Origin of the sequence: Streptomyces sp. NPDC046862 (assembly GCF_040704615.1) — a bacterium.
In the GTDB taxonomy this organism is placed as follows: domain Bacteria; phylum Actinomycetota; class Actinomycetes; order Streptomycetales; family Streptomycetaceae; genus Streptomyces.
Genome location: NZ_JBEYXP010000003.1, coordinates 62,125 through 81,358 on the forward strand (window position 1 = coordinate 62,125; position 19,234 = coordinate 81,358).

The following is a 19,234-nucleotide window of genomic DNA, read 5'->3' on the forward strand; positions in this document are numbered from 1 at the left end:
ACTGTCCGGTTCGGCAAGGACGGGATTCGGCCACGGGCCCGCGAGGAGGACGAGTGCGGCAGAAGAAGGACGCACCCCTGCGTTCGGACGCGCAGCGCAATCGCGAGCGCATCCTGGAGGTCGCACTGGCCGAGCTGACGCTCTGTGCCGACGCCCCACTGAGCGCGATCGCCAAGAAGGCGGGCGTAGGGCAGGGCACGTTCTACCGCAACTTCCCGCATCGGGAGGCGCTCGTCCTCGAGATCTACCGTCACGAGATGCAGCAGGTCGCCGACAGCGCGGCCCAGCTGCTCGCGACCCGGGAGCCCGACCAGGCGCTGCGCGAGTGGATGGACCACCTCGCCGGATTCGCCATGACCAAGGCCGGTCTGGCCGACGCGATCCGCCAGGCCACCAGCACACCGGGAAGCCCGGGAAAACCGGGACACACACCGGTGACCTCCGCGGCCGAGCTCCTGCTCCGCGCGGCGGAGGAGGCCGGCACCATCCGCCCCGGAGTGACGGGGGACGACTTCCTCCTCGCCATCGCCGGACTGTGGCAGATCGACCCCCGCCAGGACTGGCGGACCCGCACCACCCGGCTGCTGGACCTGGTCATGGACGGCCTGCGCGCGGGAGCACCCGGGCGCTGAGCGACACCGGTCCGCGCCGCCGGTCCGCGCCCCCGCGGGCGGCACCCACACCGGGCTCCGTCGGCTCACACGCCACATCAAGGACAACTGGTGCGTGCACAACGGTTGTCCGGCTCGGCACAGTGCGGCTTACATATGGGGAAAGCATCCGAGGTATGCGCTTTCCCGCACGCGTTTACGCACCACGAAATGCCGGCCGACCCATGACGGGTGTCCAGCCGACGAGGGGTGTCCAGCGATGTCCAGAACGCACCGTCCACAAGGAAGAATCGCCCTCGCCACGTTATCCCTGATCCTCACCGCCAGCGCCTGCGGCTCAGGCTCAGGTTCCCAGGAATCGTCCGATGACCCCATCACGATCGGCGTCTCCCTACCACTGACCGGCGACTTCTCCGAACCCGGCAAGGGCGTCGAACGGGGCTACAAGGCCTGGGCGAAGATCGTCAACGACAAGGGCGGGCTCCTGGGCCGCAAGGTCGAGCTGAAGATCCTCGACGACCAGTCCAACGCCGACCGCGTCGTCTCCGACTACGAGCAACTGATCGGCAGGGACGAGGTCGACCTCGTCTTCGGTCCCTTCTCCACCCGGCTCGTCGTCCCGTCCGCCCGCGTGGCCGAGGAGTACGGAATGCTCTTCGTGGAGCCCGCGGGAGCCGCACCGGAGGTCTTCACCCAGGGCTTCAAGAACCTCTTCTACGCGGCTCCGGCCGTCGCGAACGACCACTACAAGCACCTGGCCGAGTACATCCTCGCCATGCCGGAGAACGAGCGGCCCAGGACGGTCGCGTACGCCGCCATGGACGACCCCTTCGCCCAGGGAACGGCCTACGGGCTGAAGGACAGACTTCAGAAGGCCGGCATCAGGACCGTCGCCGACGAGGTCTACCCGCCGAACACCACCGACTTCGGCAACATCGCCGCCAAGATCGCCGACTCAAAGGCGGACATGGTGGTGGGCGGCACCCAGTACCAGGACGGCGTCAACCTGATCGTCGCTCTCCAACAGCTGGACTACCAGCCGAAGATGGCCGCCTTCTCCACCGCGCCGACCGAACCCGAGTTCGCCAAGGCCATCGGCAACAAGACCGAGGGGATCCTCGCGCCCACCGGCTACACCCAGAAGGCGGACTACCCCAGCAACAAGGAGTTCGTCGAGAAGTACACCAAGCAGTACGGCAAGGCGCCCGAGGAGGACGAGGCCAACGCCTACACCACGGGCCAGGTGGTCGCCGCCGCCGTCGAGGCGGCCGACTGCGCCTCCCAGGACCCCGACTGCCAGGGCGAGTTGGTGACGTGGCTGCGCGGCAACACGGTGCAGACCGTGGTCGGTCCCCTGAAGTGGGACGACAAGGGCCGCCCCCAGAGCGCTCACATGATCCAGCAGTGGATCGACGGCGAGATCCAGATCGTGCTCCCCGAGGCACAGAAGGAAGCCGACCTCGTCCATCCGAAGCCGAAGTGGTGATGCGGGCGTGCCCTCCGCGAGCCTCGTCTTCCAGAGCGTCGTCCTCGGTGTGCTGCTGGGTGGGCTCTACGCCCTGCTGGCCGCGGGCCTCACCCTCTACTTCGGCGTCATGCGCGTCGTGATGATCGCCCACTCCGCCTTCCTGATCCTCGCCGCCTACCTCGCCTGGTACGCCCACCGGGAGACCGGCATCGACCCGCTGCTCACCCTGTTCGTCACCGTCCCGCTGTTCTTCGCCGCCGGGGTCGCCATGCAGCGGCTGCTCCTGACCCGCCTCCGCCCGGCGACGCTCACCATGATGTCCGTGCTGCTCACCTTCTCGGTGGCGCTGGTCATCGAGGGACTGCTCGGGTACGCGTTCAGCGGCACCCAGCGCCGTGTCCGGCTCGGCTACAGCTCGGCGAGCATCGAGTTCTTCGGGGCGCGCGTCGCGGTGGTCAAGCTGATCGCCTTCGGTATGGCGGCGCTCGCCCTGCTCGGGCTCTACGTCCTGATGAAGCACAGCCGGTTCGGACAGGCGCTGCGGGCCACCATCCAGCACCGCGAGGCCGCCCAGTTGCTCGGCATCGACACCGACCGGATCGCCGGGTACGGCTTCGGGCTCGGCCTCGCCACGGCGGCCGTCGGCGGCACGGCACTGTCCCTGGACACCACCATCTACCCGTCGCTGCACTGGCACTGGATCGGCCCGCTGATGGCCATCATCGTCGTCGGCGGCCTCGGCAGCGTGCCGGGGGCCGCGATCGCCGCCATGACGCTGGGCATGCTGCAGAGTCTGCTGCAACTGGAACTCTCGACGACCTGGGCGCAGACCGTGTTCTACGTCGCGCTCTTCGCCACCCTGGCGGTCCGGCCGCAGGGATTCTTCGGGGGGCGGCTTGCGCAGAGGTTCTGAACTCCCGTCCCGGACAGGTCAATTACTGCACCTCGGCGCCATGCTGGCCGCCGTCGCCGTGGCCCTCTCCTTCCCGTCCATGGCCCCGAGCCCGTACGAGATCACCGTGGGCATCGCCGTCCTCAACTATGCGGTGCTGTCCACCTCCTGGAACTTCGTCGGCGGCTTCACCGGCTACATCTCCCTCGGGCACGGGGCGTTCTCCGGACTCGGTGCCTACGGAACGGGGCTGCTGACCGCCAAGGCCGAACTCCCGCCGTTCGCCGCGCTGTTCGTGGCCGCCGCCCTCGTGTCCGTGATCGCCGTCCCCGTCGGCTACGCCGCCCTGCGGGTGCGGGGCGCCTCCTTCGTCATCGTCTCCATCGCCCTCGTCCTCATCCTGCTGCTGGTCTTCCAGAGCTGGGCCTCCCTCACCGGCGGCTCCCGGGGGCTGGTCGTCCCACGGCCCTTCCCCGGCATGCTGCGGGCCGAGCACCACCGGACCTTCTACTTCCTCTTCCTGGCGCTGCTCGCGACGGCCCTGCTGGCCTGGTGGGCCATCGACCGCTCACGGTTCGGCATGGGCCTGAAGGCGATCCGCGAGGACGAGGACAAGGCCCAGTCCCTCGGCACGCCCACGTACACGTACAAGCTGGTGGTCTTCGTCGTCTCGGCCGCCTTCACCGCGCTGGCCGGCGGCCTGTACGCGCTCTGGTTCGGCGACCTCGACCCCGTCTTCCAGTTCTCCATCCTCAGCGGCGCCTACATGGTGCTGATGGCCCTGCTCGGAGGCGTACGCCATCTGTACGGGCCGCTGCTCGGGGCCGTGGCCGTCGGGTACGCGCTCGAGTACGCCAAGGTCGAGTACGGCGACACTCCGCTGCACCTGGTCGTGGCGGGGCTGCTCCTGTTCGTCGTCGTGATGTTCATGCCGGACGGGGTCATCCCGGCCGCCGGCGCTCTGCTCGGCCGGCTCCGCAGGACCGGCGAGACGTCCATCAGGGAGGTGACCGCCGCCGAACTGCGGGGGCGGCGCGAAGAGGGCGAGGGAACGGAGGTGAGGGACAGTGAGCGAACCGGAAGGGGCGCCTGAAGGCGTGCCGCGGCCCGAACCGAGTCTGGCGACCGAGGGGCTCACCAAGGCCTTCGGCGGTGTCACCGCTCTCGACTCCGCCGCCGTCGCCTTCCACCACGGCAAGGTCAACGCCCTGATCGGCCCCAACGGTTCGGGCAAGACGACCTTCTTCAACTGCGTCACCGGGATGATCCGCCCGGACGCGGGCCGTGTCACCTACCGCGGCCGCGACCTCACCGGCAGGCCCCCGCACCGGATCGCCCGCGCCGGCATCGGCCGCTCCTTCCAGCTCTGCCGGGTCTTCCCCCGGATGACCGTGCTGGAGAACCTGCTCGCCGCCGTGCGTCCCGGCTCCCTCGCCGGACAGCTCGCACGCGCGGGCGGCCGGGCGGAGACCGAGCGGGCCCGCGGCTGGCTGACCCGCATGGGCATCGAACACCTGGAGCGGGCGGAGGCCCGCCAACTGTCCTGGGGGCAGCAGAAGTTGCTGGAGCTCGCGGGTGTGCTGATGAGCGAGCCGGAGCTGATCCTGCTGGACGAGCCGGCGGGCGGCGTCAACCCGGCGCTGATCGACCGCATCTGCGACCTGGTCCGCGAACTCAACGCCGAGGGAAGGACGTTCCTGATCGTCGAGCACAACATGGACATGGTCATGAGCCTCAGCGACCACGTCGTCGTGTTCGACCGCGGTCGGCCGATCGCGCAGGGCCCGCCCTCGGTGATCCAGTCCGACGAACGAGTCCTCGGGGCATACCTTGGTGTCTGACTCCCCCATCCACTCCCCCATCCACTCCCCCACTCACTCCTCCACTGAATTCCTTCTCGAACTCGACGACGTACGTGCCGGGTACGGCCGTGCGGCCCTGGTCCTGCGCGGGCTGACGGTGCGGGTACCCGCCGGGGCCATCGTCTGCCTGGTCGGGCCCAACGGCGCGGGCAAGTCCACGGTCCTGAAGGTCGCCAGCGGACTCGTCACCCCACGCTCCGGACGGGTCCTCGTCGACGGCGAGGACGTCACCGGCCGCGGACCACAGCGGATGCTGGCCGCCGGGGTGGCCCATGTCCTCCAGGGCCACAGTGTGTTCCGCGAGATGACGGTCGCCGAGAACGTCCTGCTCGGCGGCTACACCGTGCGGGACAAGGCGACCGTCGCCGAGCGGGTCGCGTTCGTAAGAGACCTCTTCCCGGTCGTGGCCGAGCGGTGGACGGACCTCGCCGGGCTGCTCTCCGGCGGTCAGCAGAAACAGGTGGAGTTCGCGCGGTCGTTGATGGTCAGGCCCCGGGTGGTGCTGCTGGACGAGCCGTCCATGGGCCTCGACCCCAAGGCGACCGGTGTGGTCTTCGAGCAGATCGTGCGGATGCGGGACGCGGGAACCGCCGTGCTGCTGGTCGAGCAGAACGCACGCCGCGCCCTGGAGACCGCCGACACCGGCTGCGTCCTCGACCTCGGCCGCGTCCATGTCTCGGGCCCGGCAGGCGAGTTGCTGGCGGACCCGCAGCTCGGAGAGCTGTACCTCGGGGGCCGCCCCGCGCAAGGGTGACCTGCCCCTGTAAGGGGCGCGGGGCTGTGTTGAACATGCGGCTCCGCCGCGTGGACGCGACCAGCCACAACGAACCCGCAGCCGACCACCGACAGCAACCCGGCAGACGAGATCGATCCGGCCACGCCCCGAGTGCACCACGTCGCAAAGGAGCAAGTGGCATGTTGATACGACGAAGGCACACGATCACAGCTCTCGCGGGGGCGGCAGCCCTCCTGACCACCCTGACCGCGGCCCCCGCAGAAGCCAGGGCCCGCCCAGCTCCCGTACACCCCTCCCTGCGAAAGCACCTCACCGCGTACTACGACTTCGAGCACCCCGTGCCCGGCAACCCCGCCAAGGAGCGCGACCTCGGCTTCTCCGGCACCGACATCGACCTCGTGAACGGCGGGGCCCAGGCCCGGACGAAGGACGGCGCGCACCGGGGCAGCCGGGCCTCGCTCCAGGTGCGGCAGGTGAACCCGCAGAGCGCGGGCAACGACGACTGGAAGGCGGGCGTGTACTCGGCCTCCGGCGTTCCGACGCTCAGGGCCTTCAACGCCGTCAAGGGGATGACCGTCATGGGCTGGTTCAAGACGACCGGCCCGAACCCTGCCCTCAACACCAACACGGCCGCCCCGGACGACCGTTACGGCGCCGTCGGCCTGGCGGGGGTGCTGTCCGGGAACTCCGACGGCCACGCGGTGCGCGCCCTGCTGGAGATCATCGAGGTGAACGGCGAGCTGCGTCTGGTGGCCCTCGGCCGGCGCGTCGACGGGGCGGCCTCGCAGACCTTCGCCGCCTCCCAGGACTGGCGGACCCTGCTGCCGGACGGCGAGTGGGTGTTCCTCGCCGCCACCTTCGACTTCGACACCGGAGCCATGGCGCTGTACCGCAACGGACAGCGGCTGGACGGCTTCTACACGGTTCCCGGTGACCCCTGGGACCTCTCGGGTCCCGGTCCGCACCGGTCCTCGCCCACCGACCCGCGCGGCATCAAGATCGGCGGCAGCTTCCCGCAGAACACTGTGGAGCGCAATCCCTGCGACTGCCGCATGGACAGCCTGATGTTCCTGGACAGCGCGGTGGACGGCGCACACATACGAGCCCAGTACCGGCTCATGACCAGCCACTGAGGACGCATGTCGACGAAGGAGTGACACATGGCCCCATCTCCCGGCGCCAGACCGAGAACCCTCTTCCCCACCGCACTCGCCATCCTCGCGCTGTTGCTGTCGGCCCTCGTCGGCCTCCCCGGCACAGCGCACGCCGCCGACCCGATCACCGATCCCATCCCCGAGCGGCCCGCGGCCTCCGGCATCGGGCTGACCGTCGAGGAGTACGCCGCCTTCCCGAAGACGGAGCCACCGCCCGGCCCGGTCACCGATCCACGGCTGATGCGGCAGGCCCGTATCAACTACCTGAGCGAACTGCCCGACCGGTCCGGCCGGATGGCCGTCCCCGACCTCAACGGCAAGCTGTACCTGGTGAAGGACGGCACCCCGCGCCTCTACCTCGACATCGCAGCCGCCTTCGCCCCGCGGTTCTTCGCCAGCCGGGGCCTCGGACAGGGCTTCGGGTTCGTCACCTTCGACCCCGGCTTCCGGCGCAACGGCCGCTTCTACACCGTCCACACCGAACTGGCCTCGACCACCACGGCCGTGCCCGACTTCCGGCAGGCCGCCACGACGAACTACCACGGCGTCATCACCGAGTGGACCGCCGACGACCCCTCCGCCGACACCTTCTCGGGCACCCGCCGGGAGATCCTGCGCATCGGTTTCGCGGGCACGGTCCACGGCATCCAGCAGATCGACTTCAACCCCACGGCCCGGCCTCACAGCCCCGACCGCGGCCTGCTCTACGTCGCCGTCGGCGACGGCAGCGAGGGCTTCAGGAACAGTGAGCCGCAGGACCTCTCCCTGCCGCACGGCAAGATCCTGCGCATCGACCCGCGCGGCACCAACAGCGCCAACGGCAAGTACGGCATCCCGGCCGGGAATCCGTTCACCGGCACTCCCGGCGCGCTGGGAGAGATCTACGCGTACGGCATGCGCGACCCGCACCGCTTCAGCTGGGACCCGGGCGGCAGCCATCGCATGTACCTGGGGCACATCGGGCAGCACGCCGTGGAGTCCGTGTACGAGGTCCGGGCGGGCGACAACTTCGGCTGGAGCGAGCGCGAGGCCGCCTTCGTCTTCGACAAGAAGGCCACCGACCCCTGCGCCCAGATCCTCCCGCTCCCCGAGGACGACGAGAAGTACGGCTACACCTACCCCGTCGCCGCCTACGACCACGACCCGCCCGCCGACTGGAACTGCCGCTCCGACGTGGGCCGGGCCGTCGTCGGAGGCTTCGTCTATCGCGGCCGTGACCTGCCCGCACTGCGCGGCACGTACATCTTCGGGGACCTCGTCGACGGACGTCTGCTCTTCGCCGACACCAAGGACATGCGGCGCGGCAGCAAGGAACTCGCCCAGCTGTACGACCTCATGCTGTACGACGAGAGCGGCAAGCGCGTCACCATGCGGGATCTGGCCGGGGATGCGCGGGTGGACCTGCGGTTCGGGCAGGACGCCGACGGTGAGCTGTACCTGCTGTCCAAGGCCAACGGCAAGATCTGGAAGGTCACCGGCACCCGGACGTTCGCCTCCTGCGACACCGGCGGCTCCCGACTCACCCACGTCATGGACGCGAGGAACTGGGCTCCCGTGACCCCGTCCAAGTGGCGCTTTCCGGGCCGTGAAGCCGTCCTCGCCGAGGCCGGGGTCCAACGGCCGGGTCCGCGCCGTCCGTTCGAGTACGCCGTGCTGACCGCGGGCCGGGAGTACGGTGACGTGCGGATCGACGCCGAGGTGCGGATCGACACTCCGGTCGAGGTCACCAACCGGGACGTGATCCTCGTCTTCGACCATCAGTCGGACACGAGGTTCTCCTACGTCCATCTGTCCTCGGACAACACCATCTACCCGCACAACGGCATCTTCGTCGTCAACGACGCGGACCGGGTGCGGATCGAGGACCAGTGGAACGGCAGGACGGGCGCACCACCGGCCATCACGGACACCGCCTGGCACCGGGTGCGGGTCGTGCGCTGTGCGAGCAGCGGTGAGGTCGCGGTCTACCTGGACGGCTCGAAGCGCCCGCTGATGACCGCCGTCGACACCACGCTCGCCTCCGGCAGAGTGGGCTTCGGGTCGTTCGACAACACCGGTCGGCTGCGTGGTCTGAAGGTCTCCGCTCCCTGAGAACAGGTGCCCACCCCGTCGTGTCCGGCGGGCGGTCTGCCCAACTCCGGCAGTGCGTCCGCCGCCGACTCGGAGGCAGGCTCCCTCGCGAGCCTTCACCACGTATCGCTCACGCAGCCCGGCATTCGCAATTACCTGTCGACGTAACACACATAACGACTGTTGGGTCCATGCCCCTTTGTGCTCCCGTGCGCCCCCAAGGAAAAGAGATCCGGGGGGCCGACTGCGGATGGACTGGGCAGGACATGATTCGGGCACCAAGCCGAAGGAACAGTCACCGACTTTCGTGAGTCGACTGAGGCAGGTGGTATCGCGATGAGCGGCACAATCCCCGAACCAGAACGCAAGTGGACAGTGGGTACTGCGCCCGGCATATTCCCACCCATCAGCCACGGTATCGCTTTGTTCCGCAGACCGTTGGCATTTTTGAATTCCCTACCCACACAGGGCGATCTCGTCGAGATACGCCTGGGAACGCTGCGCGCCTGGGTGGTGTGTCACCCGGAACTGGTCCACAGGATGCTCATGGACACACGCACCTTCGACAAGGGCGGTCCGCAGTACGACAGGCTCAAAATCCTGATGGGTGACAGTCTCGTCACCTGCCGCCACGACGCGCATCGACAGCAGCGCAAGCTGCTGCAACCCGGCTTCCGCCCCTCCCGGGTCGCCGATCACACGGACCTGATGGGCAGGGAAGCCGAGTCGCTGTGCCGCGAGTGGCTGCCGGGGCAGAGGATCGACGTCAGCGCGGCGATGATGGCACTGACGACGCGCGTCACCAGTCGCGTGCTCTTCTCCGACTCGCTCAGCGACCCGGCAGCCGCCGAGGTGCGCGACTGCCTCGGTGCCATCGTCCGGGGCCTGTTCATTCGCACCGTCGTACCGGTCGACGCCCCGTTCCGTATCCCGACACCCGCGAACCGTCGCTATCGGCGCGCGATCGACCGCCTTCACGGGATCATCGACTCGGTCGTCGCGGAGCGCCGCCGAGGCGCTCCCCGCGACGACCTGCTGGGCACCCTCCTGGAAGCCACAGGTGACGGCCACGCGGGAACCACGGTCACCGAACAGATGGTCCACGATCAGCTCATCACGCTCCTGCTCACCGGAGTGGAAACCACCGCTCTGTGCATGACCTCCGCCTTCAGTCTCCTGGCGCGGCACCCCGAGGCGGAGCGCCGGCTGCAAGCCGAAGCCGACGCGGTGCTCGCCGGGGGGCGACGGCCCGGCCCCGACGACATGCCACGCCTCGTTCACACCCGGTGCGTCATCACCGAGACGCTGCGTCACTCCCCGCCCGGCTGGCTCTTCACCCGCGTCACGACGACGGAGACGGCACTCGGCGGACACCGGCTTCCCCAGGGAGCCACCATCATGTACAGCCCCTACCTCCTGCATCACGACCCCGCGTCGTTCCCCGACCCCGACCGGTTCCTGCCCGATCGCTGGCTGGAGGGGCGGACCACCACAGCACCGCACCACGCGATGCTGCCGTTTGCCACAGGCAGCCGAAAGTGCATCGGCGACGCGTTCGCCATGACGGAGGCCACGGTGGCCGTCGCGACCATCGCCGCTCGCTGGCGTCTGCGCCATCTGCCCGGGCCTGTCGAACAGCCGCGCCCCGCGGCGACGCTGGGGCCGAGGTCACTGGTGATGACTTGCGAACCGCGCTCGCACGAGCCGCTCGGCGCACGGCCTCGTGCGCGTTCTCTCGCGCCCCGGGCAACGGGGACACCCCGAGGGCAGGACTCCCGAACGGCAGGTGACAGCAATGTCGACGACGCATGAGGAAATCGCGGTCCACCCGCAGGGGGGATTTCCGACCGCCAGCCTGAAGGACCTGATCGACACCAACCTCTACATGCCGTTCCCGTTCCTGCGCAATCGCCATGAATCCGAAGCAACAGCGGGGGTCGGGAAATGGCTGCGCGCATGGGGGCTGACCGACGCTCCGGCCGTGGCCGCGATGATCGCCTGCACTCGCCCCGCCCAACTCGCCTCCTACAACAGCCCGACCGTCGACGCCGGCATTCTCCAGATCGTGGCCAATCAGATCGCCTACCAGTTCATCTTCGACGACCAGGCGGAAGAGGTGGGCCGGAGGCAGCCGGGCCGGCTCCTGCCGATGCTGAGCGAGAGCGTCGGAATCCTGCGGGACGGACAGCGGCCCACCACCCGCCTCGGGGCCGCACTCGCCGATCTCCACCGGCAGGTGCAGGAGCGGTGTACGCCCGCTCAAGCCGCTCGATGGGCGGGGAACAGCCGGGAGTACGTGCACGGCTTGCTGTACGAAGCGGTGGCCCAGACGGATCCGGCCCCGTTGGGTATCGGGCTGTGCGGCTCGATCCGGTCTCTGACCGCGGGCATCGAGCCCTTCTTCCCGCTGTACGAGGCCGCGCAGTCCCGCGAGCTACCCCCGGAAGACCTCTGCGACGCGAGGATGCGGCGGCTGCGGCGCCTGTCGGTCGACGCGGCGGTGTGGACGGCCGACCTCTTCTCCGCGGTCAAGGAGCAACGGGTGGGCGGAATGATCAATCTCGCCCTCGGCTACCAACGCGCGAACCACTGCTCCCTGCCCGAGGCCGTCATGCTGGCGATCCGACGCATAAACAGTGCGATCCACGAATTCGAGAAGCTCTACGGGGAGATGGAGCCGGAACTGGGTCCGGCCGGCGTCGGCTATCTGGACGGCATGTCCGGCTGGATCCGCGGGTGCTACTACTGGTCCCGTAGCGTGCCCCGCTACGCGGACGCGGCGGCGGTGCCGGCGCTCCCCTGAGGTCGGCAACCGGTCACCGCCCACAGCTCGGCCGCCAGACGCGGGCACATTCGAGTCAGATTACCCGAGGGAAATACGCCTAAACCACCGCACCGCACGATTCGCCCTTCCCTGTGTTCTCATTTCTCAATACGACCACCCGCTGTCCATAAGGGCGTACTCTCAGCGCTGTCCTCCGAGGCTCAACAACAGGAAGCGGTAGGGCACATGGCGCATGACCTGCGGCAATCGATCACCGAGTACCGTCTGTTGCTCGAACGCCAGAGGGAACTCCATGCGCTCGACGTCGCGTTGGCGAACCTTGGCCACGCCGTCGACGGTGTACCACGGGCAGGGCACGCCGGGCTGGTCACGTTCACCGGCCCGGCCGGGCTGGGGAAGACCGCGCTCATGGCCGAAGCACGCACCCGGGCCGCGGCCCGCGGCTTCAGAGTGATCTCGGGCAAGGGCGGTGAGAACGAACAGGAAGTGGCCTTCCGTGTGGTGCGCCAACTGGTGCAGCCTCCTCTGGCGGCGATGGCCGAGACGGAGCGCCGGGAGTTCCTGGGAGGCTGGTACGACATCGTCGCGGCCGTGCTCGGGCTCGAGGCGGCGGACTCCTCCCGCGTACCGGATCCCATCGGCGTGCGCGACGGCCTCGACTGGGTCATGACACGCCTCGCGATGACGAGAGGACCCGTCGTCCTGCTCCTGGACGACATGCACTGGGCCGACACGGAATCACTGAACTGGCTCGCCTCCTTCGCGCCACGGGCCGATGATCTCCCACTGCTTGTCGTCGCGGCCTACCGGCCCGACGAACTGCCTGCCGAGGCGGCCGCCTTCCGCGCGCTCGTCACAGGCCACGGCCACCGTCCTCACACCCTGGCGCCGCTCACCGCCGCCGGCGTGGCACGAATGGTCAGGGCCGAGGTCGGCGAGGAAGCCGAGGACGCGTTCTGCGACGAGTGCTGGACGGTCACAGGGGGAAACCCTTTCGAGACAGTCGAACTCGCCATCCGGCTCGGCGAACGGCGGATGAGGGGCAGTCAGGACGAGTTGCCCGTGATGCGGGATCTGGCCTCGGCTGTCAAGGGCCCCGGCTTGCTCGACCAACTGCACCGGCTCGGCACGACCACCGTGCGCTTCGCGTTCGCCGCCGCCGTCCTGGGCACCTCCATCTCTCCGGAACTCGCCGCCACCATCGCGGTGATCGGCCGTGAGGAGGCCTCCCTGGCCACAGAGAGGCTGCGTGCCGCCCGGATCCTGGCCGAGCCGTCGGGGCCGGGGGGCGACCTGGAGTTCGTCCATCCGCTGATCGCCACGACGGTCTACCGGGCCATTCCCTCGGGCCTGCGCGTCGGCCTGCACAACTCGGCGGCGGTGACCGTCCGGGCGGCGGGGTCCGGGCCGGCTGCCGCTGCCCGCCATCTGCTGGAGGTTCCCTGCGACGGTAAGCCGGAAGCGGTCGAGTGCCTGCGGGAGGCCGCCCGTGAATACCTCAGTGCCGGTGCTCCCGAGGCCGCCCGGCGCGTCCTGACCCGGGCGCTGCAGGAGCCGCCCCGCCCCGAGGACCGTGCGGCACTCCTGCACGAACTCGCCTGCTCGACCTTCCTGATCGAACCCGCGGCGACCGTCAGTCATCTCCGGGCGGCCCTGGCGGAGCCCGGAGTCGACTCCGACCTGCGTGCCTCCGTCGTCTACCGGCTGACCCAGGCGCTGGCCCACACCGACCAGGTGGCCGAGGCCGCGGCCGTGGCCGCCGACGAGGCGCAGCACGCCACCAATCCGCGCGTCCGGCTACGCATGCAGGCCGACCATTTCGTTTGGAGCGCGTGCAGCGCCGACGAACCCGACTCCTCCGCCCGCTCGCGCAGGCTGGCGAGGCTCGCCGAGCGTCTGAGCGGTCGCCCCGGTCTGGAGGAGCGGTACATCCTCGGTCTGCGGGCCTGGGACGCCGTGATGCGGGGCGAGCCGCGGCAGACCGCCCTCCAGTACGCCGAAGAGGCTCTGCGCGGCGGGCTCAGCTGGACCGCCGAGAACCGTGGCTTCGAGGTGCCCGTTTCGGTCGCCCTGACCTTCATGTACTGCGACCAGCCACGACGAGCCGAGGAACTGTTCAACAAGGGCATGGCCGAGTGCGCGACCAAAGGCTGGCACGGCTCACACCTGGCCGTCGGCCAAACCCTCCTCGGTTACATCCGCTACCGCCGCGGCTGCCTGGCCGAGGCGGAGGACCTGGTACGGGAGGGCCTGCGCACCGCGGACCGGGTGGAAGGAGCGGTGCCGGCCCAGTGGTTCGCCATCGGCATCCTCATCCAGACCCTCCTGGCCCGGGGACGGACCGGCGACGCGCGTCGGCTCGCCGACTTCTACCATTACGGCGAGGTGGTTCCGAACGCCGTCATCTACCCCGACCCCCCGCACGGCCTACGCCGAGCTGCTCCTGGCCGAGGGACGACACGACGAGGCGGCGGACCTGCTGTCCGTCGTCGGGGACCGGCACGAGTCCCGCGACTGGCACAACCCGAGCTGGTGCCCCTGGCAGCTGGACCTGGCCTCGGCTCTCGCCCCCACCGCTCCCGACCAGGCGATCCGCCTCGCCCGGGACGCCGCCAAGGCCGCCCGTGACTTCGGTGCCGCCTCCGCGATCGGCCAGGCGCTCCACACCGAGGCCGAGGTGACCGGCGGGCCGGCGGCGCTCGACCTGTACGCCGAGGCCGTCGACCATCTCGAGCGCTCCCCCGCCTCGTACGAACTGGCCCGTGCACTGGTCGGCTACGGCGCCGCACTGGCCCGCAACGGCCGCGTGCAGGAGGCCGCGGACTGTCTCTACCAGGGGCAGGAAGGGGCCGTCCACTGCGGTGCCGAGGCCCTGGCCTCCCGGGCCAGGGAAGAGCTCTCGGCGGCGGGGCTGCGGCCGCTGCCCCTGCGGTACCCGCAGACGGACACGCTCACCGCCCCTGAACGCGGAGCCGCCGAAATGACGGCCAAGGGGCACCCGGCGGCTGTGGTCGCGAAGGAACTGCGCCTCACGGAGCGGGGCGTGCGGCGGCTGCTCTCCTCCGTCTACCGCAAGATCGGCACCGACTCCGCGGGCCTCGCCAAGGCCCTGGAGACGTTTCCTCGCCCGCGAGAGTGATCCTGGATCCTGTGTGTCTCTTCGCCCCGGCTCAGGCGAGTTCGGTCAGTTCGCCGTCGGTGATGCGGTGGAGCAGGACGAATTTCTGGATCTTGCCCATGGCGTTGGCCGGGATGTCATCGGCCACGTACCAGTGGCGTGGTGTCTTGTGGGGTGCCAGGGCGCTGCGCAGGTGGTCGTGGAGTTCGGCGGCGGCGGGAGGGCGGCCGGGATCGGCGGGGCTGATCACGGCGGCGATCTGTTCGCCCCACTCCCGGTCGGGGACGCCGAGCACGACGGCCTGCCGGACCAGCGGATGGGCGGCGAGCGCGGTCTCGATCTCCGCCGGGTAGATGTTCTCGCCACCGCGGATGATCAGGTCCTTGAGCCTGCCGGTGATGGTCACGAAGCCGCGCTCGTCCATGGTGCCCAGGTCGCCGGTGTGCAGCCAGCCGTCCGCGTCGACGGTCCGGGCGGTGGAGTCGGGGAGGTCGTGGTAGCCGAGCATGACCTGGTATCCGCGGGCTCGGATCTCGCCGGTCTCACCGGGCGGCACGGTGTCCGCGCCTCCCGGCGAGACGATCTTGACCTCGACCTGCCAAAGCGGCCGGCCCGTCGTGTACCGCTTGTCGTGCGCGCTGTCGTCGGGGCTGGTCTGGGCGATGACGGGGCTGAGCTCCGTCTGCCCGTAGACGGTGGAGAACCGGGCTCCGAACCGGTGCTCGGCCTCCTCGATGAGGGCCGGGGGGACGATGTCGCCCCCGGACACCAGGATGTCGAGGGCCTGGAGGTCGAAGGAGTCGAAGCCGGTGTGGGCGAGGAGCGCGGCGTGCATCACCGGGACGCCGGCGAACAGGGTGGCTCGCCACTTCTGCAGGGCGTCCAGCGCGAGTTGGGGGTCGAAGAGCTGTTGCAGCACCAGGGTGCCCGTGTTCAGCGCGGTGCCCAGCACGGTCAGCCCACAGCCCGCGGTGTGGAACAGCGGCAGCGCGCTCGCCCATACGGCGCCCTCGGGGAACTGGGCGCGGGCGGCGACGAAGGCGGCGTTGGTGACGAGCCCGCGATGGTGCAGGAGCGCGCCCTTGGGCACTCCGGTGGTGCCGGAGGTGTACTGGATCTGCGCCGCGGCCGCGGGGTCCACCGGCGGCCGCGGTCCGGTCGGGGTGCGTCGGGTCTCGTCGAGCCAGCCGGTGAAGGAGATCTGCTCGCGCAGCAGCGACAGGCGCGGACGCAGGCGGTCCGCCGTCGCGGCCATGTCCGTGCCCCGGAAGGAGTCGGCCAGCAGGAGTCCGGCGGCGCGCGACTGCGACAGCACGTGCTCCAACTCGGCCTCGCGCAGAGCCGGGTTGACGGTCACCAGGACCAGCCCGGCCAGCGCCGCGCCGTACTGGAGCACGACCCATTCGGGGAGGTTCGGCGCCCACACGGCGATGTGCTCGCCCGGCTCGAAGCGCGCCGCCAGCCAGGACGCGGCATGTTCGGCGTCGTTGAGCAACTCGGCGTAGGTCCAGGTGCGGTCGGTGCGGTCCGCTCCGGACAACGAGCTGCCGGGCGGGGCGACTTCGGCGAGCGCCACCCGTTCCGGTACGGCCGCGGCGGCCCGGCGCAGCACGTCGCCGACGGTCAGGTCCAGCACCGGACGGGAGGTGTCGGCGGGCCAATGTGACAGTTTCAGCGGAAGTGTCACGACGTCAGCTCTCCACGAGGTCGGCCGAGGCGGGTTGTCCGTGTGCCGCGCATCGGGTGACCCCTACCCCGATCTCGATCAGGGACTCCCGACCGAGTTCCGGCCGCGGGCTCAACCCCCGTGTCCGAACCTCCCTTTGGAGCTCTGGGCGCGCGTATCGGTGGGCTGTCGGTCCGCTGTCGGCGGCTTGTCGGCGGGGTCTGACACCTTTCCGGAGAACGAGCCGGGTACCCACTCGGCCGCTCTGTCCCTCCTTGGGAAGGTGATCTTCGTGCATGACGTGGTGATCGTGGGAGCGGGCCCGGTTGGCCTGTTCCTCGCCTGCGAGCTCGGCCTCGCGGACTGCTCCGTCCTGGTGCTCGAACAGGAGCCGGAGCTCCACTCCCCGTGGAGGGCTGTCCCGCTCGGGCTGCGGGGCCTGTCCGCCGCGTCGGTCGAGACGTTCTACCGCCGCGGATTGCTGCGGCAGTTACTGGCGGCATCGGGAGTCGACGACTACCCCGACGCGCCGGACGAGCCGACGCCCCCTCGTCAGGTGGGCCACTTCGCCGGGATGGTGCTCGATCCGGCCGATGTCGACGTCACGGCCCTGCCGTTCCGGCTTCCCGGCCCGGCGATGGAAGCCGTGATGACAAACCTCGACGCGGTCGAGACGCTGCTGTCCGAGCGGGCGGCCGAGCTGGGCGTGGAGATCAGACGCGGCGTCAGGGTCTCGGCCGTCACGCAGGGCGAGGAGAACGTGGTCGCGCACGCAGGCGAGCACGAGTACGCGGCGCGCTGGCTCGTCGGCTGCGACGGCGGACGCAGCACGGTGCGCAAGCTCTCGGGCTTCGAATTCGTCGGCACCGAGCCGCAGTTCACCGGCTACACCATGCTCGCCACCGTCGCCGATCCCGAGAAGCTGCGCCCCGGGATCAATTCGACACCGGCGGGCATGTACCTGCGCATGCCCGTGCAAGGACATATGGCCGTGATGGAGTTCGACGGAGGCGCGTTCGATCGCTCGCAGTCGCCGAGCCGGGAGCACCTCCAGGCGGTTCTGCGCCGTGTGTCGGGTACCGATGTGACGCTGAGCGAGGTCCACCTGGCCTCCAGCTATACCGATCGGGCGATGCAGACGACGACGTACCGGCAAGGACGCGTCCTGCTCGCGGGCGACGCCGCCCACATTCACTCTCCCTTGGGAGGGCAGGGGCTCAACGTCGGCATCGGCGACGCCATGAACCTGGGGTGGAAGCTCGCGGCGACCGTGCGCGGGGACGCGCCGGCGGGGCTTCTCGACACCTACACCCGCGAGCGCCATCCGGTCGGCGCGTGGGTGCTCGACTGGACGCGCGCCCAGGTGGCGGCCATGAAGCCGGACCAGCACGGCCAAGCGGTCCGAGCACTGATCCGCGACCTGATCGGAACCCGCGACGGAACGACCTACGTGTTCGAGAAGATGTCCGGAACGTCGGTCCGCCACGACCTCGGCGGCGAGCATCCGCTGATCGGCCGCAACGCCCCGGACTTTCGTCTTGAGGACGGCACCCGCGTCGGCGACCTGACGCGGGAAGGACGAGGCGTCGCCCTCGATTTCACCACCGACCGCCGTCTGCACGATGCGGCGAAGGGCTGGGACAAGCGGATCCGGTACGCAGCCGGGCCCGCGCGCGACGACCTCGGACTCGGTGCCGTGCTCGTCCGACCCGACGGCGTGGTCGCCTGGGCTGGCGACAGCACCTTTGATCGTGAGGCGTTCGAGCGGGCCGCCGGCCACTGGTTCGGCAGTCCGGCCATCTGAGCAGCCACCGGCGCCTTGTTCGCACCGCAGCCGACCGGGGATCACGTCGTGACGTCCACCAGGACCTTGCCGACGGCGCCGCTCTCCACCGCCCGGTGGGCTTCGGCGGTGCGGTCGAGCGGAAAGCGGACCAGCGGCAGGCCGTGTTCCTCGCCGACCGGCACGGCGCCATCGCGGACCGCGGCGGCGATGTCCTCGGCGGCCGCGGCGCGCGCATCCGGTCCGGCCGTGTAGAGCACCAGGAACTGCAGGCGTGTGTTCAGCACCATGTTCTGCAGGACGTTCAGTTCTACCGGCTTGCCACCGTCGTTGGCGTACGTCGAGATCGTGCCGCGTGTCCGCAGCACGGCGAGGTCCAGTGCGAGGTTCGCGCCCAGCGCCACCTCGGCGACGATGTCGACGCCGTCCGGGGCGATCTCGCGGATCTCGGCGGCCGGGTCGCCCTCGCGATAGTTGATCACGTGGTGGGCCCCGGCGGCGGTGGCCAGCCGGGCCTTCTCCGGGCCGCTGATCGTGCCGATCACGGTGGCGCCGGCCCATCGGGCGAGCTGGATCACCGCGTGCCCGACCGCCCCGGCCCCGCCCGCCGCGAGCACCACCCTGCCGTCGAGCGCCCCGGGCCGCAGACGGCGCGGCCCGTCCTCGGCGACGGTGAGCGTGCGGTGCGCGGTGAGCGCGGGGACGCCGAGTGAGGCGCCGACGTCGAACCCGGCCTCGTCGGGCAGCGGCACAGCCTGTTCGGCGGGCACGACGGTGAACTCGGCGGCGGTACCGGTGGGCCGACCGGCGGCGGCCATGAACACCCAGACCCGCTGCCCGACCCGGCTCCGGTCGACCCCCTCACCGACGGCGTCGATCGTGCCGGCGCCGTCGAGGTGCGGGGTGACCTCCGGGAAGTGCTTGGGGTGGCCGGCGCCGGAACGGGCCTGCCAGTCGGTCGGGTTGACTCCGGACACGGCAATCCGGACGCGCACCTCGCCGGGGCCGGGCGCGGGCAGTTCACGGTCGACGAGCCGCAGAACCTCGGGGCCGCCGTTGTCGCGGTAAATGATCGCCTTCATGATCCGT

General features: G+C 70.1%; 13 protein-coding genes and 1 pseudogene. 12 read left to right on the forward strand and 2 right to left on the reverse strand.

The genetic code is table 11. The annotated features are described in order from the left end of the window. Positions 1-53: 53 nt before the first annotated feature. The 11 genes and pseudogenes from AB0959_RS03850 (at position 54) to AB0959_RS03900 (ending at position 14,717) form a co-directional block, all read left to right on the forward strand. Entirely contained in the window at positions 54-632 is a 579-nt protein-coding gene (locus AB0959_RS03850) for a TetR/AcrR family transcriptional regulator (protein WP_366824647.1), read from the forward strand. Between the two features lie 238 nt (positions 633-870). Then, complete coding sequence (locus AB0959_RS03855; protein ID WP_366824648.1) at positions 871-2,097, forward strand: amino acid ABC transporter substrate-binding protein; 1,227 nt, start codon at positions 871-873, stop codon at positions 2,095-2,097. Positions 2,098-2,104: 7 nt separating this feature from the next. Further along, entirely contained in the window at positions 2,105-2,992 is an 888-nt protein-coding gene (locus AB0959_RS03860) for a branched-chain amino acid ABC transporter permease (RefSeq protein WP_366824649.1), read from the forward strand. Next, on the forward strand, positions 2,976-4,064 hold the full coding sequence (locus AB0959_RS03865; protein ID WP_366824650.1) for a branched-chain amino acid ABC transporter permease: 1,089 nt from the start codon (positions 2,976-2,978) through the stop codon (positions 4,062-4,064). Before AB0959_RS03860 ends, AB0959_RS03865 begins: the two co-directional genes overlap by 17 nt. Positions 4,065-4,068: 4 nt before the next feature. Then, the gene (locus AB0959_RS03870; protein WP_366824651.1) at positions 4,069-4,812 is read left to right on the forward strand and encodes an ABC transporter ATP-binding protein; all 744 of its coding nucleotides are present in this window, start codon (positions 4,069-4,071) and stop codon (positions 4,810-4,812) included. Continuing rightward, positions 4,805-5,587, forward strand: a complete 783-nt coding sequence (locus AB0959_RS03875) for an ABC transporter ATP-binding protein (protein ID WP_366824652.1) — start codon at positions 4,805-4,807, stop codon at positions 5,585-5,587. The genes AB0959_RS03870 and AB0959_RS03875 overlap by 8 nt, the downstream gene beginning before the upstream one ends. Before the next feature lie 161 nt (positions 5,588-5,748). Next, positions 5,749-6,702: a hypothetical protein gene (locus AB0959_RS03880; RefSeq protein WP_366824653.1), complete on the forward strand. Its 954-nt coding sequence runs from the start codon at positions 5,749-5,751 to the stop codon at positions 6,700-6,702. 27 nt (positions 6,703-6,729) lie between these two features. Further along, the gene (locus tag AB0959_RS03885; RefSeq protein WP_366824654.1) at positions 6,730-8,814 is read left to right on the forward strand and encodes a PQQ-dependent sugar dehydrogenase; all 2,085 of its coding nucleotides are present in this window, start codon (positions 6,730-6,732) and stop codon (positions 8,812-8,814) included. Positions 8,815-9,129: 315 nt separating this feature from the next. Beyond that, on the forward strand, positions 9,130-10,605 hold the full coding sequence (locus tag AB0959_RS03890; RefSeq protein ID WP_366824655.1) for a cytochrome P450: 1,476 nt from the start codon (positions 9,130-9,132) through the stop codon (positions 10,603-10,605). After that, positions 10,589-11,596: a (-)-alpha-amorphene synthase gene (locus tag AB0959_RS03895; protein ID WP_366824656.1), complete on the forward strand. Its 1,008-nt coding sequence runs from the start codon at positions 10,589-10,591 to the stop codon at positions 11,594-11,596. The genes AB0959_RS03890 and AB0959_RS03895 overlap by 17 nt, the downstream gene beginning before the upstream one ends. A 207-nt stretch (positions 11,597-11,803) precedes the next feature. Continuing rightward, positions 11,804-14,717 (forward strand): annotated as a pseudogene (locus AB0959_RS03900) (AAA family ATPase). A 31-nt stretch (positions 14,718-14,748) separates the two neighbouring features. Here the strand turns inward: AB0959_RS03900 and AB0959_RS03905 are convergent. Beyond that, complete coding sequence (locus tag AB0959_RS03905) at positions 14,749-16,383, reverse strand: AMP-binding protein (RefSeq protein ID WP_366824657.1); 1,635 nt, start codon at positions 16,381-16,383, stop codon at positions 14,749-14,751. Between the two features lie 271 nt (positions 16,384-16,654). Between AB0959_RS03905 and AB0959_RS03910 the strand changes: the two genes are divergently transcribed. Beyond that, on the forward strand, positions 16,655-18,166 hold the full coding sequence (locus tag AB0959_RS03910; RefSeq protein WP_366824658.1) for an FAD-dependent monooxygenase: 1,512 nt from the start codon (positions 16,655-16,657) through the stop codon (positions 18,164-18,166). A 41-nt stretch (positions 18,167-18,207) separates the two neighbouring features. On the opposite strand, the gene AB0959_RS03915 is transcribed toward AB0959_RS03910, so the two are convergent. Continuing rightward, positions 18,208-19,227: an NADPH:quinone reductase gene (locus AB0959_RS03915; RefSeq protein ID WP_366824659.1), complete on the reverse strand. Its 1,020-nt coding sequence runs from the start codon at positions 19,225-19,227 to the stop codon at positions 18,208-18,210. Positions 19,228-19,234 lie beyond the last annotated feature (7 nt).